Origin of the sequence: Halorubrum distributum JCM 10118 (assembly GCF_000337335.1) — an archaeon.
In the GTDB taxonomy this organism is placed as follows: Archaea; Halobacteriota; Halobacteria; order Halobacteriales; family Haloferacaceae; genus Halorubrum; species Halorubrum distributum.
Genome location: NZ_AOJN01000021.1, coordinates 1 through 25,034 on the forward strand (window position 1 = coordinate 1; position 25,034 = coordinate 25,034).

Consider the following 25,034-nt stretch of genomic DNA (forward strand, 5'->3'; position numbering starts at 1 on the left):
AGATGTGTATAAGAGACAGGCGGGATGACGGCCGGAACGATGACGGCGACGCCGGTGAGGAACGCCCGGCGGAGCAGTTCGATCCCCGACTCGTCGGTCATTGATCGCGACCACGGACGACCGCGACAAAATCGTTTCCGTCGGGGTCGAACCGCGAGGGTCTCGCACGGCGAGCGCGGGCGCCGACCCACGCCGAGTCAGGGTACGCGCCCGCAACCGCGCTCGCTGGCGGCGCAGCCGCCCGCAACCGCTCTCGCTGGCGGCGCAGCCGCCCGCAACGGTCCCCGCTGGCGGTGGAGTTATATTCCGCCCGCGTGTTAGGTCTCCCCAGTGAGCGTCAACGTCGAAAAGCGGACCGACCCGCCCGGCGAGTCCGACTACGCGACCGCCGCGTGGGAGCTCAAAGAGCGCATTCGGTCCGCGGAGGGCGTCCTCCGACAGCGACGCGGCTTCTTCGTCGACGCGTACCGCCGGTCGACCGCCCACCTGCTCGTCGAGAACGACCGGCTCGTCGCGTTCGCCTCCGTCCGGCGCGACGGCTACATCCTCTTCCTCGCCGTTCACCCCGACCACCGCGGCCGCGGCCACGCCGAGCGGCTGGTCGCCGACGTCGCGAAGAATCACCGCTCGGTCACCTGCCACGCCCGCACCACGAACCGGCAGGCGCTCGGGTTCTACAAGCACCTCGGCTTCGAGGTGATCCGCCGCATCGACGACTACTACGAGGACGGCGGCGACGCCTACTACCTCAAGCTCGGCGGCGAGTCGCTCCGCGAGCGGCTCTCCGGGTTCGTCGGCCGGTAGGCGGCCGCTTTCCGCCCGCAGTGCGCGGCCTCTGGGACCGTCGAACCGACAGTAATTAGCGCCCGCCGCGAGGAGAACGCGCCATGTCGCAACCGACTCCCGCGGACCTCGCGACCCGGGTCCGCGACGGCGACCTCCGCTTCCACGAGCTGGAAGACCACGCCGACGCCGACGTCGCGGCCGCCGCGCGCCGGCTGCTCGTCGCGGAGGCGACGGACGCCGACCTCGACCCGCTCGGCGAGTACGCCTTCGACGCCGACGCGGTCCACGGCTCGAACATCGAGAACACCCTCGGGGGCGTTCAGGTCCCGGTCGGCGTCGCCGGCCCGGTGACGATCGACGGCGGCGCGGGGGCCGCCGAGCGCTACCTGCCGCTCGCGACCACCGAGGGCGCGCTCGTCGCGTCGATCAACCGCGGCTGCTCCGTGATCGAGGACGCCGGCGGCGCGACCGCGCGGGTGACGAAGAGCGGAATGACCCGCGCGCCCGTGTTCCGGGTCGCGGGCGTCGCCGAGGCCGAGGCGCTCGCCGACTGGGTCCGCGACAACGTCCCCGCGATGCGCGAGGCCGCGGAGTCGACGACGAGCCACGGCGAACTGCTCGACGTGACCCCGTACGTCGTGGGCAACAACGTCTTCCTGCGCTTCCGCTACGACACGAAGGACGCGATGGGGATGAACATGGTCACCATCGCGACGCGCGAGGCCTGCGACGTGATCGAGGCGGAGACGGACGCCTCGCTGGTCGCGCTGTCGGGGAACCTCTGTTCCGACAAGAAGCCGGCCGCGATCAACGCCGTCGAGGGCCGCGGGCGCTCGGTCGTCGCGGACGCGACGATCCCCCGCGAGGTCGTCGAGGACCGCCTCCACACGACGCCGGAGGCGATCGCGGAGATCAACACCCGGAAGAACCTCGTCGGCTCCGCGAAGGCCGGCGCGCTCGGCTTCAACGCCCACGTCGCCAACGCGGTCGCGGCGGTGTTCCTCGCCACCGGCCAGGACGAGGCGCAGGTCGTCGAGGGGGCGAACGCGATCACGACCGCCGAGACGACCGCGGACGGCGACCTCTACGTCTCCGTCTCGCTGGCGAGCCTCGAAGTGGGGACGGTCGGCGGCGGGACGAAGCTCCCGACCCAGCGGGCGAGCCTGGAGATCCTCGGCGTCGCTGGCGGCGGCGAGCCGGCCGGGAGCAACGCCGACGCGCTCGCGGAGTCGATCGCGGTCTGCGCGCTCGCCGGCGAGCTGAACCTGCTCGCGGCGCTCGGCTCCCGGCACCTCTCGTCGGCGCACGAGGAGCTGGGACGGTAGACGGGCGCCGCGGTCCACAGGTCCCCGGTTCCTTTTACTCCCTCAGTCCGACCAGCGGGGACAGTCGTCGCGGAGCGCCTCGCGTCCCGCGTCGGTGACGCGGTAGACGGCCTCGCCGGAGACGCGCTCGACGAGCCCGGCGTCCGCCAGCGCGGTCAGCCGGGACTCCACGTGATCGTCGTAGAGCCCCGTGTTCCCGGCGATGAACGCCTGGTAGTCGGCGCCGACGTCGGCGAGGTAGGAGAGCAGTCGCTCGTCTGAGCGCGTGAGCGACGGGCGGTCGGGGGCGATCCGCTCGCCGCCTCCCTCGTCCTCGGAACTCCCCGCCAAACACTCGGGCGGCTGTTCGTCGGGTGCGGCCATCTCACACGTGGTGACGTGTGGCACGATAAAGGGGACACCGGCGGTTCCCATTCGCTGGGAGTCGCCGCCGCTCGGCGGAACGTGTTCGGTGGTTAACCGTTCCTCCCGGGGGTCGCATCGGTCGTCGGTCTCGGGGAGGCGGCGTCCGGTGAGGTCAGTCGTCGGCGTCGGCGGGAGGCGTCCCGGCAGCGTCGCCGGCGGCTCCCTCGCCGCCGGACGACCGATCCGGAAGCATCGGCGTCCCGTCGGCGCGCGGGCCGAGCCGCGGGCCGTGCGGGCCGTCGTCGGGGTCGATCCGGCGCCGCGTGCGGTAGTCGGTCGAGCGCTCGACCGGCGTCCGACCGATCGCCGTTATCATCTCGACGTAGTCGTCGAACGAGCGGTACTCGCCGTACTCGCCGCCCGCGCGGCTGGTGATCTCCTCGGAGAGGATGGTGCCCATGAAGTCGTCGGCGCCGCAGTTGAGCAGCTTGAGCCCGTGGGCGTCGCCCGACTTCACCCACGAGGCCTGGACGTGGTCGACGTTGTCCAAGAAGAGGCGCGCGACCGCGACCACGAGCTCGTCCTCGGCGCGCGAGGGGCCGGAGTCGACGACGCCGCGGCGGTAGAGGGGGGTGTTCTGGTGGATGAAGGAGAGCGGCACGAACTCCGTGATCGCGCCCGTCCGGTCCTGGAGGTCGCGGATCACCTTCAGATGCTGTGCGCGGTGCGCCACCGTCTCGACGTGACCGTACATCATCGTCGAGGTGACGTCGAGGCCGGCGGCGGCCGCGCCCTCCATCGCCGCCACCCAGTCGTCGGTGCGGATCTTCCCCGGGCAGATCACGTCGCGGACCTCGTCGACGAGGATCTCGGCGGCGGTGCCCGGCGCGGAGTCGAGCCCGGCCTCGGCAAGCTCTCGGTAGACGGCCTCGTACTCCCAGTCGGTGCCTCGCGAGGCGTGGTACGCCTCTTCGGGGGTCATCGAGTGGAGGTGGACGCCGCCGACCGACATCGCTCGCATCTGCTCGACGTAGGTGCCCGGATCGGTCGCGTACTCCTCGGGGACCTTGTAGTTCACCTCGCTCGCGGGGTCGTCGTACGCGGCGAGGATCTCGTGGTGCTCCGCGTTCAGCGCGAACGCCGGGTGGAGCCCCGAGACGGAGCACACCTCGTAAATTCCCATGTCGAGGGCGTCCTCGACGACCTCGCGCGACTCCGTCGGCGTCTTGGTGAACCCCGCGTGCTCGACGTCGCTGTCGGCCTCGAACGCGTGCGCGGAGTCCTTGAAGTTACAGAACAGGCAGCCCGTGTTGCAGGCCGTGGTGACGTTGTTGTTGAGGTTGGCGACGAAGGTCACCTCGTCGCCCACCGCCTCGCGGCGGCGCCGGTCGGCCGCCTCCAGCACCGCCTCCTTGCGGACGGGGTCGATCCCCGCCGACGCCGTGCCGGTGGCGAGCAGTTCGGTCGCGTCGTCGACCGTCAGCCGGGCGCCGTCGCGGGCCTTCGCGAGCGCGTTCTCGAACGACTGGTCGGTGGCGGGCGCCGCGAAGTCGAACTCGTTCGCGCCGCCCCCGCCGTCGCCGTTCCCGCCGCCGTTCGATCCGCCCGCGCCGGAACTGCCCCCCGAGCTCATCCCCTAACGCTCCCGGTTCCACCCTGATAAACGGGCGGGTCGCGACACCGATCGAGTCGGACAGACGACGCCGATCGCGAACGTCCGCTTATAACCAGGGCCGAGCGCGCGCCGTTCACTTATAAACAACTGCGGCGGCGCGCGCCGCCGAGCGGCCGCCACCGTTCCGTTGTGAATTACTCATAAACGAGCCGCTGAATTCCCGCGTGACATCACCGACCCGGCACCGCCTCGAAACGGCCGGCCGCCGACCCCACCGTCGCCGTCGCCTCAGTACTGGTAGTTGATGACCCGCTCGTCCTCTTTGTCCGCGTCCTGAAGCTTGTCGCGGGCCTGCTCGAAGTCCGCCTGCGAGACCTCGGTGCGGCCGTCGCGGATGGCGAACATCCCGGCCTCGGTCGCCAGCGAGGCGATGTCCGCGCCGCTGTACCCGTCGAGGTCGCGGGCGACGGCGCCGAGGTCGACGCCGTCGGCGACGTTCATCTCCTCGGTGTGGATTTCCAGGATGCGCTCGCGGCCCTCCGGACCGGGCTCGGGCACCTCGATGAGGCGGTCGAACCGACCGGGGCGTAAGATTGCCTCGTCGAGCATGTCGAAGCGGTTGGTCGCGGCCATGATCCGGACCTCGCCGCGGTCGTCGAAGCCGTCCATCTCGGAGAGCAGCTGCATCATCGTCCGCTGGACCTCGGCGTCGCCCGAGGTCTTCGAGTCCGTCCGCTTCGANTCGTCGAAGCCGTCCATCTCGGAGAGCAGCTGCATCATCGTCCGCTGGACCTCGGCGTCGCCCGAGGTCTTCGAGTCCGTCCGCTTCGAGGCGACGGCGTCGATCTCGTCGATGAAGATGACGGCGGGCTCGCGCTCGGCGGCGAGCTCGAACAGGTCGCGGACGAGCCGCGCGCCCTCGCCGATGAACTTCCGGACGAGCTCGGAGCCGGCCATCTTGATGAACGTCGCGTCCGACTCGTTCGCGACGGCCTTCGCGAGCATCGTCTTTCCGGTGCCCGGCGGGCCGTGGAGCAGCACGCCGCTCGGCGGCTCGACGCCGACCGTCTCGAACTGCTCGGGGTTCTCGAGCGGGTCCTCGACGGCCTCGCGGACCTCTCGGATCTGGTCGTCGATGCCGCCGATGTCGGCGTACTCGACGTCGGGCGACTCGGTGACCTCCATCGCCTGCGCCCGGGAGTCGGTCTCGTCGTCGAGCACCTGCTGGACCGCGAAGGAGTCGTTGATCGCGACGCGGTCGCCGGGGCGGAGGTCCTCGTCGAGCCGCGAGGCGGCCTGCGTGAGCACCTCCTGGTTGTTGCCGTGCTGTTTGATGACGACGCCGTCGTCGGTGATCTCCTCCACCGACGCGATGTACAGTGAGGAGGTCTTCAGCACCTCGTTCTCGCGTTTCAGCTGCTCGACGTCGTCTTTCAGCTCACCGCGGCGCCCCTCGGCGTCCGCGAGCCGCGTTTCCAGTTCCTCGTTCACCTGAACGATCCGCCGGTAGTGCTGGCGGATCGCCTCCAGCCGCTCCGCGTCGCTCATCTCGGGGTCGAGCTCCAACCGCGGGCGGTCGGGCAGTGAGGGGCTGTGAGACATTCGTTGTGCGGAGTAGGATCCGGGCGTAAATGTGCCTTTGGGTCACGGAGAGAACGTTGGATCAGCGGCGCGGACGCGGGGACCGTCTCACCCCGAAACCCGGACCGGCGCTCGCGGCCCGAACGACCGGTATCAGTATCGATAACCAGAGGTCAACGTTTTAACGCGGGTAATACGAATCCGTTCGTATGAACGCACGAACGGCGGACGGACGCGCGGGTCCGGCGCTCGCGGGCCGCGAGATCCGGACGGGAGGGCTCCGCCGATGACCGGAACTCCGGAGGCGACCGTCCTCGCGGTCGACGACGAGCCGGACCTCGCGGAGCTGTACCGGGTGTATCTCGACTCGGCCTACGACGTTCGGATCGCCACCGGCGGCGAGGAGGCGCTCGACGCGATGGACGACGCGGTCGACGTCGTCCTCTTAGACCGCCGGATGCCCAACATGTCGGGCCACGAGGTGCTGAACGCGATCCGCGGAGACGGGTACGACGCCCGCGTGGCGATGCTGACCGCGGTCGAGCCCGACGTCGACATCGTCGAGATGCCGTTCGACGACTACAAGACGAAGCCGGTCACCAAGGAGGACCTGCTCACCCTCGTCGAGGTGCTCCTCCACCGCGCCGCGTTCGACGAGCGGAGCCAGGAGTTCTTCGCGCTCGCCTCGAAGAAGGCGGCGCTGGAGGCCACGGGCACGACCGGCACCGAGGAGTACGAGGAGCTCGTCGAGCGGATGGAGTCCGTCCGGCTCGAAGTCGACGACACGCTCGATCACCTCTCGGCGCGGGACGCGTTCGTCGAGGTCCCGGGCGAAGTGCCGTAGACGGAACGTCCTCCCCGACTACTCGATCTCCAGCTCGCCGTCGGCGGCCTCCCCGCCGCCGTCCTCGTCCCACTCCAGTTCGAACTCGACGCTCAGTTCACCCGGCCCGTCCGCGGGCCCCTCGCGCTCCGCCTTCACCTCGAAGGTCGGTCGCGCGGGCGGGTCGAGCGTCGTCGACTCGTCGCCGCGTTTGAGGGTGATAGCGTTCCCGGCGTCGAGCGAGTCCGCGACCGTCCGCAGGTACGCGGCGATCTCCTCGCGGCTCCGGCGGCTCTCCGACTCGAACAGGACTTCTTCGGGCATACATCGTCGTACGCCGCCTCGAAACTTAAAGACCGACGCAGGCGGTCCTCCGCTCCCCCGATCGTTTTGTGCCGCCCGACCGAACGTTCACTCCGTGCCACTCCCCGACTCGCTCCGTACGGTCGTCGCCGTCGCCGTGTACTGGACGGCGATCGCGCTCGGCGGGAGCGTCCTCCTCCCGGACCCGACGAGCCCGCTCGTCGCGGTCCCGGTCCTCGGCGGCGGCGCGGTCGTCGCGCACGCGGCGCGCACCGACCGGCTCGTCGAACTCGGCTACGCGGTGGGGACGATGTGGCTCGCGGTGCTGGCGCTGTCGATCGGCACCGGCGTCGTCGACGTCGTCGCCCCGCCGGCGGGGGAGATCGCGCCGCTCGCGGACTACCCCGGCGTCGCCGCGGTCGGCACGGTCGGACTGATTGCCGTCCTCGTCGTCGCGTACGGGGCGTTCGTCCGTCGGAGCGCGGAGCGCGACGCGGCCGAGACAGAGTAGACCGAACGGTCGCCGACCGGAAACCGACTTAGAACCCGTCCTCGAAGACGAACGTGCCGTTCCGCTGGACGACCTCGCCGTCGACCTCGATGACGGAGTCCTCGCTCATGTCGACGATCATGTCGACGTGCTCGGCGGACTCGTTGACCTCGTTGTCTCCCCCCACCGTCTCCGGGTACGCGGAGCCGACCGCCATGTGGACCGTGTCGCCCATCTTCTCGTCGAACAGCATGTTGTAGGTGAACCGGTCGATCTGGCGGTTCATCCCGATGCCGAGCTCGCCGAGGCGCCGCGAGCCCTCGTCGGTGTCGAGGATGCCGGAGAGGAGGTCCTCGTTGCGCTCGGCGGAGTGGGAGACCACTTCGCCGTCCTCGAACCGGAGCCGGACCCCGTCGATCTCGCGGCCGTAGCGGTAGAGGGGCAGGTCGAAGTGGACCTCGCCGTCGACGCCGTCGCGCGTCGGCGCGGTGAACACCTCGCCGCCGGGGAGGTTCGCCTCGCCGTAGTCGTTGAGCGTGGAGTTGCCCGACACGTCGAGCGTGAGGTCGGTCTCCTCGCCCGACTTAATCGTGACCTCGTCCGCGTCGTCCAGGATCTCGACCATGTTCGACTGGAACTCGCGCTGTTCGTCCCAGTCCAGCGAGACGGCGTCCCACACGAAGTTCTCGTACGCCTCTGTGCTCATCCCGGCGAGCTGGGCGTGACTCGCGGTCGGGTACTGCGTGAGGCACCAGGTCTTCGAGAGCCGCGTGCGCTTGACCTCCTCCATCGCGCGGTTGTACGCGGCGTTGGTCTCCGGGTCGACGTCGGCGTCCTCGGTGGCGTTCGCGCCGCCGCGCGCGATGACGAAGACGTCGGCCTCCTCGTAGAGCGCGCGCCGGTGGCTCGGCTCGGAGAACTCCTCGGAGGAGCGCTTGAACGCGCGCTGGGCGCGCTTCGAGTAGTTGAGGTAGACGGGGTTGGCCCCGCGGTCGCCGCAGACCTCGTGGAGCGCGACGGCGAGGTCCTCGGCCTCCTTGGGCATCTGGATGACCACGTCGTCGCCCGACTCGATGCCGGTGGCGTGGTCGGCGATGATCTCCGCGTGTTCGCGGACGCGTGCGTCCATGATAAGTAGGTTTCGGGGCCGGGGAATTACCGCTTTTCCTTCCGGCGGGTCGCGTGGGGGAGCCCGAGCGACGAGAGCCGGGTCGGAACCAACCGACCGCAACGCATCCGACCGCCGCGAACGCCCCGGCCGCAACGCGTTTGCCCGGTCGTCGCGTAGTTCCGAGCATGTCTCGGCTCGCGTTCCGCGTGGCCGCGGCGGTCGTCGGCGTCGCCCTGCTCGCCGTCTACCTGACCGCGGCGCTGTTCGTCGCCGACCTGCTGCGCGCGGTCTGGGCCGCCCGCCCCGACCTCCCGGTCCTCCTCGCGCTGCTGGCCGCCGGCGCGCTCGGGTCGGCGTACCTCAGCTACCGGCTCGGCACCGCGCAGATCCTCGCGAACCTGGAGGGCGACCACGTCCCGCGAAAGCGGGCGCCGGACCTCCATCGCCGGATCGATTCGCTCGCGGCGCGGATGGACGTCGCGCGCCCGACCCTGTACGTCACCGATGCCCGCGCGCCCAACGCCTTCGCGGTCGGGGGCGGGAGCGACGGCGGCGCCTTGGTGATCGACCGCTCGCTGTTCCGGCTGCTCTCCCCCCGAGAAATCGAGGCGATCCTCGCGCACGAGCTGGCGCACTTAGAGGGGAACGACGGGTTCGCGATAGCGATGGCCGACGGGGTCGGCCGCGCCCTCGTCGGGGTCGCCACCGTGGTCGCGCTGCCGGCGCTGCTCGCGCTGTCGGGGCTCGCCGCCGCCTCGGCGTGGGTCCGCGGGCGACCGGGCGACCGGTCCGGCCCGTTCGCGCGGCTCCACCGCGGGCTCGCCGGCGCGCTGTTCGGCGGGTTCGTCCTCGCGACGCTCGTCGCCCGCTCGCGGTCGCGCAGGCGCGAGTTCGCGGCCGACGACCGCGCGGCCGAGGTGACCGGCGACCCGATGGCGCTCGCGCGGGCGCTCCGTCGGATCGAGCGCGCGACCGAGCCGACGTGGCCGTTCGCGCCGTTTTCGACCCACAGGCGGACCGACGAGCCCGCCGAGCGCTGGCTGTCGACGCACCCCTCGACCGACGAGCGCGTCGAGCGCCTGCGGGAGATGGCCGAGTCGCAGGGCCCGACGCGGCGGATTCCCGCGGGGCCGTCGCGGGCGGGCGACGGTCACCGGCGGTCGCCGCGGTGAACGCTGTTCGACACGGGACTGGGACGCTACTGCGGTGGCGCGTGCCTCCGAGTGCCCGATAGGGCGCGAGGAGCACGCGCGAGGGACGCCGCGAGCGACGTGGGCGACCGGAGGGAGCCCCAAGCGAGCGGCGAGGCTGGGGAGGCGTGAGGTGCGGTTGCGGTGCTGGGCGGGATTCAAAGGGGCAGCTGTGAGGGCGGCGCAGGCGACGTAAGCACCACAGCGAGTGAGCGGAGCGAACGAGCGAGGAGCGCAACGAGTGTGCGCCGCCCTCACGGCTGGGGCTTTGGCGGTATCCGTCCCCGATCCGCAAACAATCATTTATGAATCATTCGTCAGAAATAGGACATTTACAGATGTCGGTCCGCCAGCAACGATTTATAACTCGTACTGTTCGCGCGTCACGTCGTCGAGTCCCGACTCCGCCAGCGCGTCGGACGGAACCAACATATCCAGCTGAACGACGCCGGGGAGCCGCCCGATCTGGACGCCGCCGGTGAACGTACACCGGCCGCGGACCTCGCCCTCGCTCATGCCGAGCAGGGTGCCGGCGCGGTCGAAGGCGTTCTGGGTGGCGTCGTTGACGGTCGCGCCGGAGCCGATCACTTGGATCGGCGCGGCGTCGGTGTCGACGTCGACGCCGTGCTCGGCGCCGAGGTCGTCGCCCGCCGCGACCTCCTCGTCGCTGTACGGCGCGCTGATGAACGGGAGGTCCTCCTCGTTCGGGAGGAGGACGGGGCCGTCGAGGTCGACGTCCTCGATCACTTCCACGTCCATCGTCACCGTCCCGCTCACGTCGGTGGTGTGGAGAGAGAGCTCGCCGTCGCCCTGGTTCGCGTGGAGGTCGCCGACGTAGATCCCGCCGCCGTCGACGACGACCGGGCAGATCAGCGTCGCGCCCGCGCGGACCTCCGGCACGTCCATGTGGCCGTCGGTCCGCTGCTCCAAGTCTTCCTCCGTCTCGACGCCGTAGTCGTGGTCGGCGCCGATGAGGTTCTGCCCGAAGTCGCCCGCGTTGTGCGAGTCGGGCATCGTCACCGGCGGCGTGGTGCCGATGTTCCCGATGAACGGACGGAGCCGGCCGAGCGTGCCGGGCATCCCGTCGGGCTCGTACAGCAGGATCGGGTGCTGGCGGGCGTTCTCGGGGATGTCCATCACCTCGTCGGCGTCGAGCGCGAGCTCGTGAGCGCCGTCCTCGTCGAGCGTGATTCCCACGGCGTTCTCGTGGTCGAACGCGACGGTGTAGCCGTACTCGAAGCCGAACGAGGAGGCGTTCGCGCCGCACTCCGCACAGCGGATCGCGTCCTCGCCGGTGCCCTCGACGACGGAGTCGGGCCACGTGGTGCCGCACTCCGGACAGCGGTGGTCGACGAAGGGGTCGTCGCCGAACGCCCCCTCGCGCTCCGCCATCGACCCCGTGCTGGTCGCCATGCTCGTCACCTCCACGTCGCGGATGTGGATCGCGACGGCGTCGCCCACCTCGGCGCCCTCGACCCGGATCGGTCGCGTCACCTCGTGGCCGCCGCGGAACGAGGGCGTCACCATCGGCCCCCAACAGCCCGGCGGCGTGTACGTCGTCACCGTGCCGCCGTCCGCGACCGTGCCCGCCCACTCTTGATCGGGCCCGACGAGGCCGAGCGTGTACTGGTCGACGTACAGCTCCTCTTGAACGCCTTGCTGTGACATACCGTGCTAACCTACGGCACTGACCGAGATAATCCTACTGCTCGCGGAGGGGGAGCGGGGGTAGTTGCGGCCGTTGCCCCTGTTGCCGCCGTTGCGGCCGCGAGACCGAGTCGATTCGACGCCGCGCGCGGATCACCACGCGACCCGGCGGCCCAGCACGAAGACGACGAGCGCGACCAAGAGCGCGCCGAGGAACGCCTCGAGTCCGGCGAGCGCGCGCGCCGTCGACCCGACCGGCTGGATGTCCCCGTAGCCGAGCGTGGTGAACGTCACCATACTGAAGTACATGTTCTTCCCGAGGACGACCGCTCCCTCCGGCGAGAAGAGGTTCGAGAGGCCGCCGATCCCCTGCGTCGTGAGCCCGCTGCTGCCGGTCGTGCCCTGCGTCGTCGTGGTGTACAACACGCCCCAGATGAACACCGTCACCGCGGAGACGTACACGACCCGCCAGAGCCGCTCGCCGTACCCGCACGTCTGGTGGAGCACCTTGTTCCCGATCCACTTGCCGAGCGCCTTCGTGCGGTTGACCGGCGACACCGCCTCCTCGCGGGTGAAGGCGGCGCGCCAGTTCTTCCGCCGGCGGTACACCATCTCCTTGATGAAGAACTCGGCCGCCGCCTTGCGGTCGCCGAAGTCGCTCGCGCAGTTCTTCGCCTTCAGGTACGTGTTCTCCAGCCTGGCGGGCGTGAACTCCGTTTCGGACCCCGACCGGTCGGCCGCCTCGGTGGCGGCGAAGGTATGGATCTCCCAGTTGTTGCGCGCGAGGTAGGTCTTGTGGGCGGTGAAGTCGAAGCCGTGGAAGTCGGTGTTACAGAACCGGAAGTGGTTGAACAGGCCGTGGGCACAGTGTTCGTCGTCGAGCGTGACCTCCCGGACCTCCGCGTGGGTACAGTCGTAGAAGGCGTCGCCTTGCTCCGGTTGACCGAGCGTCCCGCCGCGGACGACCGCGTCGCTCAGGTCGACGAGGGTCTCGGACTCGGCGGGCCGCGGGCGGAAGGCGACCGAGTGTTCGAACTCCGCCTCGGTGAACGCGGCGTCGCGGGCGAACGTCGTGTGCGTGAAGTTCGCGTAGAGGAACGACGCCTTGTCGAAGTCCGCCTTCCCTCGGAACGTCGCCGCCTCGAAGCTGGCGTCGTCGTTGTGCATGTTCGCGCTCCCCTCGAACTCCGCCGACCGGAACGTCGCGTCGCCGCCGAACTCGGCGTCGGCGAACGTGCTGTCCTTCTCGAAGCGGAGCTCGTCGAAGTGCGCCTCGCCGCCGAAGCGGCAGCTGGAGAAGTCGGACTCCTCGAGGAACCGGGAGCGCGAGAAGACGGCCGATGCGCCGAACTCAGCGTTCCGGAAGGTGCCGTCGTCCTCGAAGACGGTGCGCTCGAACAGCGCCGTCCCCTCGAACTCCGCGCCGGAGAAGTCCGCGACGCGGAACTCGGCGAGCTTGAAGTCGGCGCTGTCCGCGAACGTCGCGGCCTCGAAGTTGGCGTCGGTGACCGTGTGGGCGCCCCCCTGGAACTCGACGCCGCGAAACGTCGCTCCCTCCTCGAACGCCGACTCGGCGAAGCTTGCGTCGCTCTCGAACCGCGCCTCGTCGGCGGTAACGCCGGATTCGAACGCGATGCCGTCGAACGAGACCGGCTCGGTGAAGCGGGTGAACGACAGGTCGACCGACTCCGTACAGACCACGTCTTCGAAGCGAGCGCGGCCGAACAGCGACTCCTGGAACGACACCGGTCCCCGGAAGCGTGCGTCGTCGAAGCCGGTCTGGCCGAACTCGATCTCGCGGAAGTCGGCCTCGCCGTCGAAGACGGCGCGCGAGAACGCGGCGTCGTCGTCCTCGTGGTAGTCGCCGACGAACTCGACGCCGAGGAACGAGGCAGCGTCGCGGAACGCCGCGTCCTCGAACGTCGCGTCGTCGTCGAACCGCGCCTCGGCGAACGTCGCCTCGCCGCGGAACGCCGCGTCGCGGAAGTCGCCCTCGCCGGCAAAGTGGGTCGCCTCGAAGGTCGCGGGCCGCTCGAACGCCGCGCCCTCGAAGTTGGCGTATTCGAACTCCGCGCAGTAGAAGTCGGCCTCGTCGGCGAAGGCGGCGTCGGCGAACGTCACGTCGTCGTCGCGGACGTTGTCCCCGCCGTCGAACTCCGCGCCGCGAAAGCTGGCCACGCCGGCGAACGTCGCCCGCTCGAAGGCGGCGTCGTCGTCGAACCGGCACTCGTCGAAGCTCGCTCGTTCGTCGAAGGTGGCGTCGGTGAACGCGAGGTCGTCGTCGAAGCGCGACTCGTCGAAGACCGCCTTCCCGCCGAACGCTGCGCCGGAGAAGTCGCTGTATCCGAACCGGGCGCTGAGGAAGTCGACCTCGCCGCCGAACACCGCGTCCGCGAACGAGAGGTCGTCGTCGTCGACGTTGTCGCCCCCCTCGAACTCCGCGCCGCGGAACGTCGCCTCCCCGTCGACCGCGACGCCCGCGAAGCTCGCGTCGCTTCTGAACCGCGCCTCGTCACAGGAGAGCGACGCCAGCGTCGCGTCCTCGAAGCCGGCCTCCTCGATGAAACGCGCCTCGTCGAAGACGAGGTCGGCGGCCGCCGTCAGCCGCGCGAAGTCGGCGAAGCCGACGACCGCGCGCCGGAACGTCGCATCCGTCTCGAACGTCGCGTCCGCGAACGAGAGGTCGTCGTCTTCGAGGTTGTCCCGGCCGCGGAACTCCGCGCCCGCGAACGTCGCCGGCGCCTCGAACAGCGCCCCCGAGAACGCGGTGTCGCCGTCGAACCGGGCCTCCGCGAAGTCGGCGCGGTCGCCGAACGCCGCCCGGTCGAAGGCGGCGTCCCGGTCGAAGGCTGCGGACGCGAACGTCACCGTCGCCGCGAACGTCGCGTCCGCGAACTCGGCGTCGCCGCCGAACGTCGCCCGGTCGAACGCCGCGTCGTCGCGGAACTCGCAGCCGACGAAGTCCGCGTACCGGAAGGCGGCCTCCGTGAACGAGACGGGGGCGTCGAAGCGGGCGTCTTCGAAGCACGCGTCGTCGTCCAAGAGGTTCGCGTCGCCGCGGAACTCGGCGCCGTCGAACGTCGCCGCGTCGCCGAACCGCGCCCCGCGCAGCGTGGTGTCGCCGTTGAACCGCGCCTCCCGGACGTCGACGGGGCCCTCGAACGCGGTGCCGGCGAGATCGACGTCGCCCTCGAAGACGGCGCCGGTGAGGGCCGTCTCGCCGCGGACGACGGCGCCGGAGAGGTCGACCGACGCGTCGAACTCCGACTCCGTCCAGTCGATCGCCCCGATCTCCGCGCCCGAGAGGTCGATCCGCCCCTCGAACTCCGACTCCGATAGGTCGAGGGTGCCGGTCACCGTCGCACCCCTGAGATCGAGGGGATGTTTGTCGGCGGCCTCGACGATCTCGTGGCGGATCGAGAGGTCGTCGAGACTGGCGCCGAGCAGGCGTTTCGCGTCCTTGCCGCGTTCGCCGGCGACCGTACGGAGGCGCTCGGCGACGGCGTCTGCGTCGACGCCGAGATCGTCGCGGGCGTCGCTCGACAGGTGGAACACGCAGCGGTCGGCCTCCGGGTGCGCGTCGTGCGGGCAGCGCCACTCCTCGTCTATCTCCGCGGCTGCGTCCGCTGCCACGCCGGCCGCCTGAGGGTCGAGTCGAAACGTACACCGGCTCGCCATCGGTATGTTGACAGGTCATCGTAACGACAGTGACTTTAATTTTGGTACTCGGCCGCACGTTTGCCGACAGGCGCTTCGTCGGGGGCCGTGGCATCGGCGGTCGGTCTCGCGGTCGGCACGGGTCGCGATCCGTCGCGACGGTGCGCGGCCCTTTTTACCGCGGTCGCGCCAACTACGCCGCGTATGCAGACGCACATCGTTCCGGTCGGGTTCGACTACGACCGGATGATCGCCCCGCTCATCCGGGACCAGTTCGACGTGGACCGGGTGATCCTGCTGGAGGGGACGGTCGGCAGCGAGGCCAACGTCGAGTACTCGCGGAACATCGCGCGCAAGCTGGAGCAAGACTTTCAGAATCTCCTCGGCGCGGAGACCGTGCGCGAGCAGTTGGACGACGTGTACGACTACGACGCCGCCTTCGAGCGTGCGTTCGACCTCATTAACGCCGAACTCGACCGGGACGACGGAGCCGACGACGCCGAGGTGACACCCGATGGCGACGCGCCGGCGGACGAGCGCGAGGTGTGGGTGAACCTCTGTTCGATGCCCCGGCCCGTCTCCTTCGCGTTCGCGACCGCGGCCCACTCGATCATGGTCGAACGGCAGGCGGACCGCGACCGCATCCACACCTACTACACGGCCCCGGAGAAGTACCTGGAGACAGAGCTCGCGGAGGAGCTGCGCGCCACGCGGGACCTCCTGCGCGACCTCGACGAGGGGACGGACGAGGCGGTCACCGACGCGAGCGTCGACCCCGACCGCGTCGCGGACCGGCTGGCGAGCACCACGGACCTGCTCGCGGAGTTCGACGAGCGCGGCACCACCATCGGCGCGAAGAAAATCGGCGACAGCCACGTGATCGAACTCCCGGTCGCCTCCTTCCAGAACGTCAAGCCGTTCGAGGAGCTGGTGCTGTTCACGCTCGGCGAACACGGCGAGTTCGAGTCCGTCTCGGAGCTGGCGGAGACGCTCGCGGCCGAGCTCAACGAGGAGTACACGGACTCGTTCCGCTCGAAGGTCATCTATAACGTCGACCGGCTCGGGCCCGGCGGCAAGGGGTACATCGAGCGCGAGGAGCACGGGAAGTCCCACCGGACGAGCCTCTCGCGGACCGGCCAGTTGTGGGTCCGCGCGCACGCCGACGAGGACCGAGACTATCGAGATCTGGCGTGAGTCGATCGGGGCGAATCGGTCGTTTATTTATAAATAGATACTGGCGGATCGGCTACAGACACCGCCAAAGCCCCAGCCGATTGTTTATACGTGCCAGAGGAGAACTCACCGGCGGACACCGTCCTCGCGGCTGCCCCTTTGCGTCCCACCCCGCCCCGCACGGCGGCCGCACCTCACGCCTCCCCAGTCTCGCGGCTCCCTCGCTTCGCTTCGGTCGCCGCGTCCAGCGAGGGACCGACGGTCCCTCTGGCAGTCGGGCTTCGCCCGACGACCTCGCGCGTGCGATTCGCGCCCTCCGGGCGCTCATCGGCACGCGCCACCGCATTTTTACGTACAGTTTATGTTATCCGCGCCGGCGGTCGGGTTCGTAACCCCTTACCGCGCTCGCCGCCGATCCCGCGTCGATGAACACCATCCACGTCGCCGGCGGCGTCGGGGTCGCCGACACGGCGATGGCCTCCTACGACGCCGCGCTCGCGGACGCGAACCTCCACAACTACAACCTCGTCGCGGTCTCCTCCGTCGTCCCCGCCGAGGCCACCGTCGAGGCGGTGTCGGAGGTCCCGGACCTGGGCCCCGCCGGCAACCGGCTCACCGTCGTCGAGGCGCGCCGGACGATCGGGCCGGGCGACGAGGTCGACTTCCGCGAGGGCGGGCGCTCGGGGGCCGAGGGCGCCGAGTCGAAGCGCGCGCCCCGCCGACACCCCGACGCGGTCGCGGGGCTCGGCTGGGCGACCGGCCCGGGGCCGGGGCTCTTCTACGAGGTCACCGGCGAGGACACCGAGGGAGTCCGCGAGCGGATCGAGGCCGGCCTCGACGCCGGCGCCGACCTTCGCGACTGGGAGCTCCCGGCCCGCGAGACGCGCGTCGAGAGGGTCGCCGCCGAGCCGGACCGGTACGCGACGGCGGTCGTGATCGCCGCGTACGGGGAGTCCGAGCCGATCCTGTGAGGGTCTCGTGCGGCTCCGGTCGCCGCCGCCGACGCCTTTTTGACTCGGCTCCGCGTACAGGACGTAGCTTCGAATGAACGGCAACAACCCGTACGCCGGGGCACCGGGTGTGACGGACGCGGGCTCGCCCGCCGCCGTCGACCTCTCTCCGGACCAGGAACGACAGCTCCGGCGCGCGGTCGCCGGGATCGTATCGCGCACCGAATCGTATCTCCCCGACAGCTACGCCGTCGGCTCCGAACTCTCCGTCGGCGCCGAGGGCCCGCAGGCGACCGTCGCGGTGAACCCCCCGGCCGGCCACCCGGTTTCGGCCGGCTTCACCCCCGACCCGGAGGACTTGGACGCCGGCATCGCCGAGTCCGACACCGACGAGGTCGCCCGCGGCCTCGCCGCCAGCGCGGCGGTCCAGGTGATGGACGCCGTCGGCGACATCACGCCGACCGCGAAGTGACGTTCCGCGCCGAGACGTAGTCAGTCCGAGCGCCCCGACCGGTCCGTTCTCGCAGTCGTCGTCGCCCGCGTCAGAGTCGCGACGCTCGTCTCAGTCTTCGGCCCCGTCGCGCGGGTACACCCGCGGATCCCCCTCTCCCGGCGGTTTCAGCACGCCGGTAACCCGCCCGTACATGCCGAAGATGTCGTCGTACCCGTTCTCGCTTGCGAGGATCGGGACCACGCCCGGTTCATCGACGCGGTGGGTGTGTACGTCGTCCTCGGCGAACACCGCGCCCTCCGGTATCGCCTCGAAGTTGGCGAAGTGGACGTGCGGCTCCCCGCCGCCCTTCGGCACCTCCTCGCTGCCCTTCACCACGGTCGTCTCCGAGAACGTCGGCGGCTCGTCCGCGAGCGCGCCGTGGACCCGCAGGAACGCGAGACACGCCTCGTAGCCGAACTCGGCCGCCTCCTCGCTGCCCTGTCGCCCCACCTCGATGGAGACGGTGTGCGGGATCGTGGAGTCGAGCGTCGTCGACCGCAGGCCGCTCGCGTCGACGGCGTGGTCGACCGGGAGTCCGGTGACGGTGCGGCGGACCGACTCCGAGAGGTCGCTGAAGATGGCGAACGGCGGCGGCGCGCTGTGGGAGGTGTGGAGCGCGAGGACGGCGTCGAACCCCTGTAGTTCGGCGGTGAGCCGCGGCGCGAGCGCCCGCTCGTACTCGTCGCTGTCGGCGTCGCCCGGGAACGCCCGGTTCAGGTCCGCGTCCGTGTAGCGCGTCTCGGCCTCGATCGCCGGTTCGTTGGCGAGGATGAGCCGGACGAGCCCCTCGGAGCCCGTATCGCCGTCGCTCTCGCCTCGGTCGGCCGAGTCGAGCGGGGAGAGTTCCGCCGCGAGCCGCTCCACGATCCGCACGCCGGCGGGCTCGTCGCCGTGGATCCCGCCGACGATCGCGACGCGAGCTGATCCCACCGACTCGCGGTCGATCGTTTGCATACCGTCAGTACGTCGCCGTCCGCTCATAAATCGTCGCGATCCGCCTGCGAGAGATTTACCGCTCGACCCGCTCCGCGAGCGCGGTCCGGTACCGTCGCGCCAGCCGCCGCGCGACGAACCGGTCGCGCGGGTCCACGCCGATGAGTCGGAGCGAGGCCGCGTACGCCGCGAGCCCGACCGCGCTCCCCGCGAGCACCGCGGGGAGACCGGTCAGGAGCGTTCGGACCGCGTACATCGCGGCGACGGCGACGCCGCCCGCCGCGAGCGGGGTGAGGAACGTCCGGTCGAACGGCCACAACCCCTCGAAGTGACGGAGGAGGACGACCTGAATACCGTTCTGTACCGCGATGGCGAGCGACGTGCCGAGCGCGGCGCCGACGAGCCCGTACCGGACGACGAACGCGTACGTGAGCCCCACGTTGAGGCCCGCGAGCAGCCAGTCGAGCGCCATCCGCGCGTACTGGTGGTCGGTCATCATCAGCAGCCAGCCGGTCGCCCCGACCGCGCTCCCGACGAAGACGCCGCCGAGGTAGACGACGAGGGGGAGGTAGCCGTCGACGTACGCCTCGCCGAACAGCGCCAGGATCTCGCGGCCGTACACCGCCAGCACGGCGAGGATCGGGACGACCGCGGTGACGATCTGTCGCGTGACGGAGCCGTACACCGCGTTGAGCGTCGCCGTCCGGTCGTTCGCGTACAGCTCCGAGGCGACCGGCGGGAGGAGTTGGTTGAACGAGAGGAGCGGGATCCACGCGACCGCGATCACCACGAGGACGACGTTGTAGACGCCGGCAGCGGTCGCCGTCAGCAGCGCCCCGACGAGCAGCACGTCGACGCGGTTCTGGAACACCTTCCCGAGGCTGCTCATCGCGACCGGGGCCGCGTGGTCGTAGAAGCGGCGCGCCTCCGCGCGAGCGCCCCGGAGCGTCGGTCGAACCCCCGTAACTGACGCGGAGAGGGGGACCGCGGCCGCCGCGAGCAGCGCGGTCGCGGCCACGATCGCCCCGGCGACGCCGACGACGGAGTAGCCCAGCGCCAGCGCCCCGACGGCGCCGACGAGCCTGACGCCCGGGCGCAACAGCTTGTTGAAGAGGATCTCGCCCCGGGCCGACCCGACCGCGCGGAAGAGCGCGGACGCGACCATCACGACGCCGAGGAGGCCGACGAGTCCGCCGAACGCCCGCATCGTCCCCGCGAACGCCGGCTCCGTGACGGTGCGGGCGTTTATCGCCGGCGCCGCGAGCCAGACGCCGGCCGCGATCGCGGCCCCGAACCCGAGCGTCGTCGCGTACGCGAGGCCGGCGACCGCGCCCTGCCGATCCGCGTCCGCCGCGTACTCCGGGAGGTACCGCTGGATCGCGGGGACGCTGCCGAACGTCACGAGCCGCGAGAGCAACTGCGCGATCCGCCACGCCAGCGCGTACACGCCGTAGGCGGTCGGGCCGAGCCCGCGGGTCAGCGCGAACTCGGTCGCCGCGATCAGCGCGCGCTGGCCGGCGACCCCGCCCGAGGTGAGCACCGCGCCGTGCGCGATCGTCTCCAGCGCCTCGCGCTCGTCGTCCGGGATCGCGCCGCCTTCACCGCCGGAACGCGCGTCGCCTCCACTATCGGAACGCGCGCCGCCTTCACTATCGGAACGCGCGCCGTCCCCGCTTTCGGAGCGCACGTCGCCCTCGCGGCCGCCGGCGTCCGGACCGTTCGCGTCCTCGCCGCGTTCGTGTCCCACGGTCGTCTCCGTCGGTCGGTCGCGGTCCCGCGGAAAAAGCGACCCGCTTCGCGGCCACCCTAAATGAATATAATTATCGTTCACGATGGATTTATCACCCTCATCCCACCCACTCTCCCCATGGACGGAGGAGGTCTCGCCGGTGACGGCGGCCCGGACGAATCGCGCGACAGCGGCGACGGCGACCGAGCGCGGCGGGTAGCGTCGGACGGGGGGGTCGCCGCGGAGGGGACGCGGACCGCGCCGGACGGGTCCGCGCGCGACGGGTCGACGGCGACCGGGGCTTCCGAGCCTGACCCGGAGAGGTCGATCGTCTCCGCCGCCGCGCTGGGCCACGACCGGCCGGACGTCGAGGCGTACCGGTCGCTCGCGGCCGACCTGCGCGACGCGGTCGCGGGCGGCGTCGAGTTCGACGAGTACGCGCAGGTGCTGTACGCGACGGACGGGAGCGTCTACCAGGCCCGGCCGGCGGGCGTGGTGTACCCCCGCGGGGTCGACGACGTGCGGGCGGCGATGCGGGTCGCGGCCGATCACGGCGTCCCGGTCCTCCCCCGCGGCGCGGGGTCGTCGCTCGCGGGACAAACCGTCGGCCCCGGCTGCGTCGTGCTCGACTGCTCGCGCCACATGGACTCGATCCTGTCGGTCGACCCCGACGCGCGCCGCGCCACGGTCCAGCCCGGGGTCGTCCAGGACGACCTCGACGACCGGCTCGCCGAGGACGGCCTGAAGTTCGCGCCCGACCCCGCGTCCTCGGCGCGCGCGACCGTCGGTGGCGGCATCGGCAACAACTCCACCGGGGCGCACTCCGTGCGGTACGGGATCACGGACGCCTACACCGAGGAGCTGCGCGTGATACTGGTGGACGGCACGCCGATCCACACCCGCGACGTGGTCCTCGACTCCCCCGAGTACGAGGCGATCGTCGCGGGCGAGGCGGGCGGCGAGCGGGAGGCCGCGTTATACGAGACGGTCCGCGCGCTCGTCGAGGGGAACGCCGACGAGATCGAGGAGCGCTACCCGACGCTGAAGCGGTCGGTCTCCGGGTACAACCTCCACAAGGTGATCTCCGAGAACGACGACGGCGAGCGCGTCATCAACCTCTCGAAGCTGTTCGTCGGCGCCGAGGGGACGCTCGGCGTCGTCGTGGAGGCCACGGTCTCGCTCGTCACCCGCCCCGAGGAGACCGCGCTGGCCCTGTACGCCTTCGACTCGCTCGACGCGGCGATGCGCGCGGTCCCCGAGGCGCTCGAACTCCCGGTGAGCGCGGTCGAACTGATGGACGACGCGGTCGTCGAGCTGGCCGCGGGCTCGCCGGAGTACGCCGAGTACGCGGAGCCGATCCCCGACCGGGCCGCGGCCGCGCTCATGCTGGAGTGGGACTCGGAGCTGGTCGACGGGTTCGAGGCGGCGGTCGCCGACGCGAACGACCGCTTCCTCGGCGGCGGCGACCGGGACGCGTTCGACGTGATCGAGGCGTACGACGAGGGAACGCAGGAGGACCTCTGGAACCTCCGGAAGGCGGCGATCCCGCTCCTGATGAGCATGGACGGCGACGCGAAGCCGTACCCGTTCATCGAGGACGCGTCGGTGCCGCCCGCGGAGCTGGCGGACTACGTCGCCGCCTTCGAGGAGGTGCTCGCCGACCACGGCACCTCGGCCGCCTACTTCGCACACGCCGGGGTCGGGACGCTTCACATCCGGCCGATCCTCTCGCTGAAGGAGTCCGAGGGCGTCGAGACGATGCACGACATCGCCGCCGACGTCACCGACCTCGTCTTAGAGCACCACGGCGCCTTCTCCGGCGAGCACGGCGACGGACTCGCGCGCACCGAGTTCAACCCGAAGATGTACGGCGACGAGCTCTGGTCGGCGTTCCAGGAGCTGAAGTCCGCGTTCGACCCCGAGTGGCGGATGAACCCCGGGAAGGTCGTCTACGTCGACGGCGAGACCGCCGCGGAGCGCGGCTACCCCGAGGCCGCCGCCGACACGGACATGCGCGAGAACCTCCGGTACGGGCCGACGTACCAGTCGATCGAGCCGCAGACGTCGCTGGACTTCTCCGACGAGGGTGGATTCTCGGAGCTCGTCGAGCTGTGTAACGGCTGCGGCACCTGTCGCGAGACCGACTCCGGGACGATGTGCCCGACCTACCGGGCCTCCGGCGAGGAGATTCAGACGACCCGCGGGCGGGCGAACATGCTCCGGGCCGCGATAAGCGGCGAGCTCGACGACGAGGAGATCCACTCCGAACGGTTCCAGGCGGAGGTGCTCGACCTCTGTGTCGGCTGTAAGGGCTGTCAGAGCGACTGTCCGACCGGGGTCGACCTCGCGAAGCTGAAGGCGGAGGTGAAACACGACCACCACGAGCGGGAGGGGGCGGGGATACGCGAGCGTCTCTTCCGCGACATCGACCGGCTCTCGGCGCTCGGGAGCAGGCTCGCGCCCCTGTCGAACGCGGCGGCGAAGGTCCCCGGGGCCAGGGCGGTGATGGACGCCGTCGCGGGGATCGCCCCCGAACGCGCGCTGCCGACGTTCCGGTCGACGAGCTTCGAGGAGTGGTTCGCGGCCCGCGGCGGCCCCGCGGTCGACGAGCGCGACGCGGTCGACACGGTCGCGCTGTTCCCCGACACCTACACGAACTACAGTTACCCGGCTGCCGGGAAGGCGGCGGTGCGCGTGCTGGAGGCCGCGGACGTGCGCGTCGAGGTGCCCGACGACCTCGCGCCCTCCGGCCGCGCCGCCTTCTCGACCGGCTTCCTCGATGCGGCCCGGGAGCGCGCGGCCGAGAACGTCTCCGCCCTCGCGCCCCGCGCCCGCGAGGGTCAGTCGGTCCTCTTTGTCGAGCCCTCCGACGCGGTGATGTTTCAGGACGAGTACCTGGACCTCCTCGACGGCGAAGCTGTCGAGGCGGTGTCGTCGGCCGCGGCGGGCGTCTGCGAGTACCTCGACGCCCGCCGAGTCGACGAGCGCCTGTCGTTCGAGGCGCCCGCGGAGACGCTCACCTACCACGGCCACTGTAACCAGAAGGCGACGAACAAGGACCACCACGCGGTCGGCGTGCTCCGCCGGGCCGGCTACGGCGTCGACCCGCTCGACTCCTCCTGTTGCGGGATGGCGGGCTCGTTCGGCTACGAGAGCGAACATTACGACCTCTCGCAGGCGATCGGGCGGATCCTCTTCGGGCAGGTCGACGACAGCGACGGCGACGCGGTGACGGCGCCCGGCGCCTCCTGCCGGTCGCAGCTCGGCGACCGCGAGGGCGCCGAGACGCCGCCGCACCCGATCGAGAAGCTGGCGGCCGCGCTCGCCGAGTGAGTGCGGTGACGGCGCATGGTTCGCTCCCGTCTCGCCGCGCGCCGGCCGTGCCCGCCCCCTACCAGCGCTGGTGAACGTGCTCGCGGACGTGGGCGTCGTACACCTCGCTCGCGGCCTCGCGCTCGGCGTCGGAGAGCGGTTCGGCGTCGCTCGCGGCCGCGTTCGCGCGGACGTGCTCGGGCGTCGTCGAGCCCGGGATCACCGTCGAGACGGCGTCGTGGTCGAGGATCCAGCGCAGCGCGAACTCGGGGAGCGGGCGGTCGTCCGGCAGGCGCTCGTCGAGCTCGTCGACCGCGTCGAGGCCCGCCTCGAAGGGGACGCCCGCGAAGGTCTCGCCCACGTCGAACGCCTCGCCCTCGCGGTTGAAGTTGCGGTGGTCGTCCTCGGGGAACTCCGCGTCGCGCGAGAGCGCGCCCGTCAGCAGTCCGGACGCGAGCGGCACCCGGCAGATCACGCCCACGTCGCGCGCGGCGGCCTCGTCGAGGAACAGCTCGGCGGGGCGCTGGCGGAAGGGGTTGAAGATGATCTGGACCGTCTCGACGCCGGGGTACTCGATCGCCTTCAGCCCCTCCTCGACGCGTTCGACGCTGACGCCGTAGCCCGCGATCCGCCCTTCGTCTTCGAGCGTCGCCAGCGTGTCGAACGTCTCCGGCCGGTAGTAGACGTCCGTCGGCGGGCAGTGGAGCTGGACGAGATCGAGCGTGTCCATCCCGAGATTCTCGCGCGAGCGGTCGACGAACCGCCGGAGGTTCGCCTCCGCGTAGCCGTCGGCCTCGTGCGGGTCGAGCCGACGACCGGCCTTCGTCGCGACGGTCACGTCGCCCGCGGCGATGTCCTCCGCGAGCGTCTCCCCGACGATCCGCTCCGACCGACCGTCTCCGTACACGTCGGCGGTGTCGAAGAAGCCGATCCCGGCGTTCCGGGCGGCCTCGACGGCCGCGACCGCCTCCGCTTCCGTGACCTCGCCCCAGTCGCCGCCGATCTGCCAGGCGCCGTAGCCGACCTCGCTGACTTCGCCGACGTCGCCGAGTTCGCGGTGGTTCATGTCGGCCGGACGTTATTCGGGCGAACGCAAGGGCGTTCCGGAGGCGGTGTCGCGTGGTCGACCGACGCATCTGCCGACCACTACTTATAAAAAGAGATGCGGTGGCGCGTGCCTGCGAGCGCCCGGAGGGCGCGAGACAGCACGCGCGAGGGAGTCGGCCGACCGTAGGGAGGCCGACGAGGCTGGGGAGGTGTGAGGAGCGGGGCGGGACTCAAAGGGGCAGTCGCGAGGGCGGCGCAGGCGACGTAAGCACCGCAGGAGCGAGCAACGCGAGCGACGAGGAGCGCAACGAGCGTGCGCCGCCCTCGCGACTGGGGCTTTGGCGGTGTTGGCCGGCGATCAGCTAGCAACTATTTATAAACAAGCGGCTAGATCCTTGGAAGCGTCTGCCGTCGATCCGCCGGGAGTTATTTATAACGCTCTTGTGTAGCACATTGTTGATTTCAGAGAGTGGCTTTGACGGCGTGTTTGAGAGCTTCTCGTCCTGGTTTGCGATAGAGTTCTA

The 25,034-nt window shown here is 70.7% G+C and carries 19 protein-coding genes; 9 read left to right on the forward strand and 10 right to left on the reverse strand.

All coding sequences use genetic code 11. The features are described from left to right. Positions 1–330: 330 nt before the first annotated feature. Both C466_RS03495 and hmgA read left to right on the forward strand, forming a co-directional pair. On the forward strand, positions 331–804 hold the full coding sequence (locus C466_RS03495) for a GNAT family N-acetyltransferase (protein ID WP_004595384.1): 474 nt from the start codon (positions 331–333) through the stop codon (positions 802–804). A gap of 83 nt (positions 805–887) precedes the next feature. Then, the gene (hmgA, locus tag C466_RS03500; RefSeq protein ID WP_004595383.1) at positions 888–2,111 is read left to right on the forward strand and encodes a hydroxymethylglutaryl-CoA reductase (NADPH); all 1,224 of its coding nucleotides are present in this window, start codon (positions 888–890) and stop codon (positions 2,109–2,111) included. 42 nt (positions 2,112–2,153) lie between these two features. Here the strand turns inward: hmgA and C466_RS03505 are convergent, their stop codons facing one another. From C466_RS03505 to C466_RS03515, 3 genes are all read right to left on the reverse strand, one after another. Then, on the reverse strand, positions 2,154–2,474 hold the full coding sequence (locus C466_RS03505; RefSeq protein ID WP_004595382.1) for a DUF2250 domain-containing protein: 321 nt from the start codon (positions 2,472–2,474) through the stop codon (positions 2,154–2,156). A gap of 154 nt (positions 2,475–2,628) precedes the next feature. Then, positions 2,629–4,089 (reverse strand): 7,8-didemethyl-8-hydroxy-5-deazariboflavin synthase subunit CofH, encoded by a 1,461-nt coding sequence (gene cofH, locus C466_RS03510; RefSeq protein WP_004595381.1) that lies wholly within the window; start codon positions 4,087–4,089, stop codon positions 2,629–2,631. A gap of 270 nt (positions 4,090–4,359) precedes the next feature. After that, the gene (locus C466_RS03515; protein WP_004599568.1) at positions 4,360–5,673 is read right to left on the reverse strand and encodes a proteasome-activating nucleotidase; all 1,314 of its coding nucleotides are present in this window, start codon (positions 5,671–5,673) and stop codon (positions 4,360–4,362) included. A 265-nt stretch (positions 5,674–5,938) separates the two neighbouring features. On the opposite strand from C466_RS03515, the gene C466_RS03520 reads away from it, so the two are divergent. Then, positions 5,939–6,496: a response regulator gene (locus C466_RS03520; RefSeq protein ID WP_004595380.1), complete on the forward strand. Its 558-nt coding sequence runs from the start codon at positions 5,939–5,941 to the stop codon at positions 6,494–6,496. An 18-nt stretch (positions 6,497–6,514) separates the two neighbouring features. Here C466_RS03520 and C466_RS03525 read toward each other — a convergent pair whose 3' ends face one another. Next, positions 6,515–6,799 carry an amphi-Trp domain-containing protein gene (locus tag C466_RS03525; protein WP_004595379.1) on the reverse strand — a complete coding sequence of 95 codons (285 nt, stop codon included), beginning with the start codon at positions 6,797–6,799 and terminating at the stop codon, positions 6,515–6,517. Between the two features lie 94 nt (positions 6,800–6,893). Here C466_RS03525 and C466_RS03530 point away from each other — a divergent pair, with 94 nt between their 5' ends. Continuing rightward, complete coding sequence (locus C466_RS03530; protein WP_004595378.1) at positions 6,894–7,289, forward strand: hypothetical protein; 396 nt, start codon at positions 6,894–6,896, stop codon at positions 7,287–7,289. Positions 7,290–7,317: 28 nt separating this feature from the next. On the opposite strand, the gene C466_RS03535 is transcribed toward C466_RS03530, so the two are convergent. Further along, a complete protein-coding gene (locus C466_RS03535) occupies positions 7,318–8,397 on the reverse strand; it encodes an aminopeptidase (RefSeq protein ID WP_004595377.1) in 1,080 nt (359 codons plus the stop codon). A gap of 167 nt (positions 8,398–8,564) precedes the next feature. Here C466_RS03535 and C466_RS03540 point away from each other — a divergent pair, with 167 nt between their 5' ends. Further along, positions 8,565–9,551, forward strand: a complete 987-nt coding sequence (locus C466_RS03540) for a M48 family metallopeptidase (protein WP_004595376.1) — start codon at positions 8,565–8,567, stop codon at positions 9,549–9,551. Positions 9,552–9,929: 378 nt separating this feature from the next. Here the strand turns inward: C466_RS03540 and C466_RS03545 are convergent, their stop codons facing one another. Continuing rightward, positions 9,930–11,237 carry an acetamidase/formamidase family protein gene (locus C466_RS03545; protein WP_004595375.1) on the reverse strand — a complete coding sequence of 436 codons (1,308 nt, stop codon included), beginning with the start codon at positions 11,235–11,237 and terminating at the stop codon, positions 9,930–9,932. Between the two features lie 132 nt (positions 11,238–11,369). Beyond that, positions 11,370–14,894, reverse strand: a complete 3,525-nt coding sequence (locus C466_RS03550) for a pentapeptide repeat-containing protein (RefSeq protein ID WP_004599569.1) — start codon at positions 14,892–14,894, stop codon at positions 11,370–11,372. Between the two features lie 183 nt (positions 14,895–15,077). On the opposite strand from C466_RS03550, the gene C466_RS03555 reads away from it, so the two are divergent. From C466_RS03555 to C466_RS03565, 3 genes are all read left to right on the forward strand, one after another. Continuing rightward, a complete protein-coding gene (locus C466_RS03555) occupies positions 15,078–16,067 on the forward strand; it encodes an HFX_2341 family transcriptional regulator (RefSeq protein ID WP_004595373.1) in 990 nt (329 codons plus the stop codon). Positions 16,068–16,471: 404 nt separating this feature from the next. Continuing rightward, positions 16,472–17,017 (forward strand): pyruvoyl-dependent arginine decarboxylase, encoded by a 546-nt coding sequence (locus C466_RS03560; protein WP_004595372.1) that lies wholly within the window; start codon positions 16,472–16,474, stop codon positions 17,015–17,017. Positions 17,018–17,090: 73 nt separating this feature from the next. Beyond that, complete coding sequence (locus C466_RS03565; RefSeq protein ID WP_004599570.1) at positions 17,091–17,468, forward strand: DUF5811 family protein; 378 nt, start codon at positions 17,091–17,093, stop codon at positions 17,466–17,468. A gap of 90 nt (positions 17,469–17,558) precedes the next feature. On the opposite strand, the gene C466_RS03570 is transcribed toward C466_RS03565, so the two are convergent. Both C466_RS03570 and C466_RS03575 read right to left on the reverse strand, forming a co-directional pair. Next, a complete protein-coding gene (locus tag C466_RS03570; protein WP_004595370.1) occupies positions 17,559–18,443 on the reverse strand; it encodes a M14 family metallopeptidase in 885 nt (294 codons plus the stop codon). A gap of 55 nt (positions 18,444–18,498) precedes the next feature. Then, entirely contained in the window at positions 18,499–20,169 is a 1,671-nt protein-coding gene (locus C466_RS03575; RefSeq protein WP_004595369.1) for a lipopolysaccharide biosynthesis protein, read from the reverse strand. Between the two features lie 120 nt (positions 20,170–20,289). Here C466_RS03575 and C466_RS03580 point away from each other — a divergent pair, with 120 nt between their 5' ends. Then, on the forward strand, positions 20,290–23,484 hold the full coding sequence (locus C466_RS03580; protein ID WP_004595368.1) for an FAD-binding and (Fe-S)-binding domain-containing protein: 3,195 nt from the start codon (positions 20,290–20,292) through the stop codon (positions 23,482–23,484). A 58-nt stretch (positions 23,485–23,542) separates the two neighbouring features. Here C466_RS03580 and C466_RS03585 read toward each other — a convergent pair whose 3' ends face one another. Beyond that, positions 23,543–24,529, reverse strand: coding sequence for an aldo/keto reductase (locus C466_RS03585; RefSeq protein ID WP_004595367.1), 987 nt, complete (start codon positions 24,527–24,529; stop codon positions 23,543–23,545). Between the last annotated feature and the right edge of the window lie 505 nt (positions 24,530–25,034).

Bases quoted from the DNA above. Each gene is read 5' to 3' on its own strand.
- hmgA (WP_004595383.1), top strand. From the start codon at position 888: ATGTCGCAACCGACTCCCGCGGACCTCGCGACCCGGGTCCGCGACGGC.
- C466_RS03505 (WP_004595382.1), bottom strand. From the start codon at position 2,474: ATGGCCGCACCCGACGAACAGCCGCCCGAGTGTTTGGCGGGGAGTTCC.
- cofH (WP_004595381.1), bottom strand. From the start codon at position 4,089: ATGAGCTCGGGGGGCAGTTCCGGCGCGGGCGGATCGAACGGCGGCGGG.
- C466_RS03520 (WP_004595380.1), top strand. From the start codon at position 5,939: ATGACCGGAACTCCGGAGGCGACCGTCCTCGCGGTCGACGACGAGCCG.
- C466_RS03525 (WP_004595379.1), bottom strand. From the start codon at position 6,799: ATGCCCGAAGAAGTCCTGTTCGAGTCGGAGAGCCGCCGGAGCCGCGAG.
- C466_RS03535 (WP_004595377.1), bottom strand. From the start codon at position 8,397: ATGGACGCACGCGTCCGCGAACACGCGGAGATCATCGCCGACCACGCC.
- C466_RS03540 (WP_004595376.1), top strand. From the start codon at position 8,565: ATGTCTCGGCTCGCGTTCCGCGTGGCCGCGGCGGTCGTCGGCGTCGCC.
- C466_RS03545 (WP_004595375.1), bottom strand. From the start codon at position 11,237: ATGTCACAGCAAGGCGTTCAAGAGGAGCTGTACGTCGACCAGTACACG.
- C466_RS03550 (WP_004599569.1), bottom strand. From the start codon at position 14,894: ATGGCGAGCCGGTGTACGTTTCGACTCGACCCTCAGGCGGCCGGCGTG.
- C466_RS03555 (WP_004595373.1), top strand. From the start codon at position 15,078: ATGCAGACGCACATCGTTCCGGTCGGGTTCGACTACGACCGGATGATC.
- C466_RS03560 (WP_004595372.1), top strand. From the start codon at position 16,472: ATGAACACCATCCACGTCGCCGGCGGCGTCGGGGTCGCCGACACGGCG.
- C466_RS03565 (WP_004599570.1), top strand. From the start codon at position 17,091: ATGAACGGCAACAACCCGTACGCCGGGGCACCGGGTGTGACGGACGCG.
- C466_RS03570 (WP_004595370.1), bottom strand. From the start codon at position 18,443: ATGCAAACGATCGACCGCGAGTCGGTGGGATCAGCTCGCGTCGCGATC.
- C466_RS03580 (WP_004595368.1), top strand. From the start codon at position 20,290: ATGGACGGAGGAGGTCTCGCCGGTGACGGCGGCCCGGACGAATCGCGC.
- C466_RS03585 (WP_004595367.1), bottom strand. From the start codon at position 24,529: ATGAACCACCGCGAACTCGGCGACGTCGGCGAAGTCAGCGAGGTCGGC.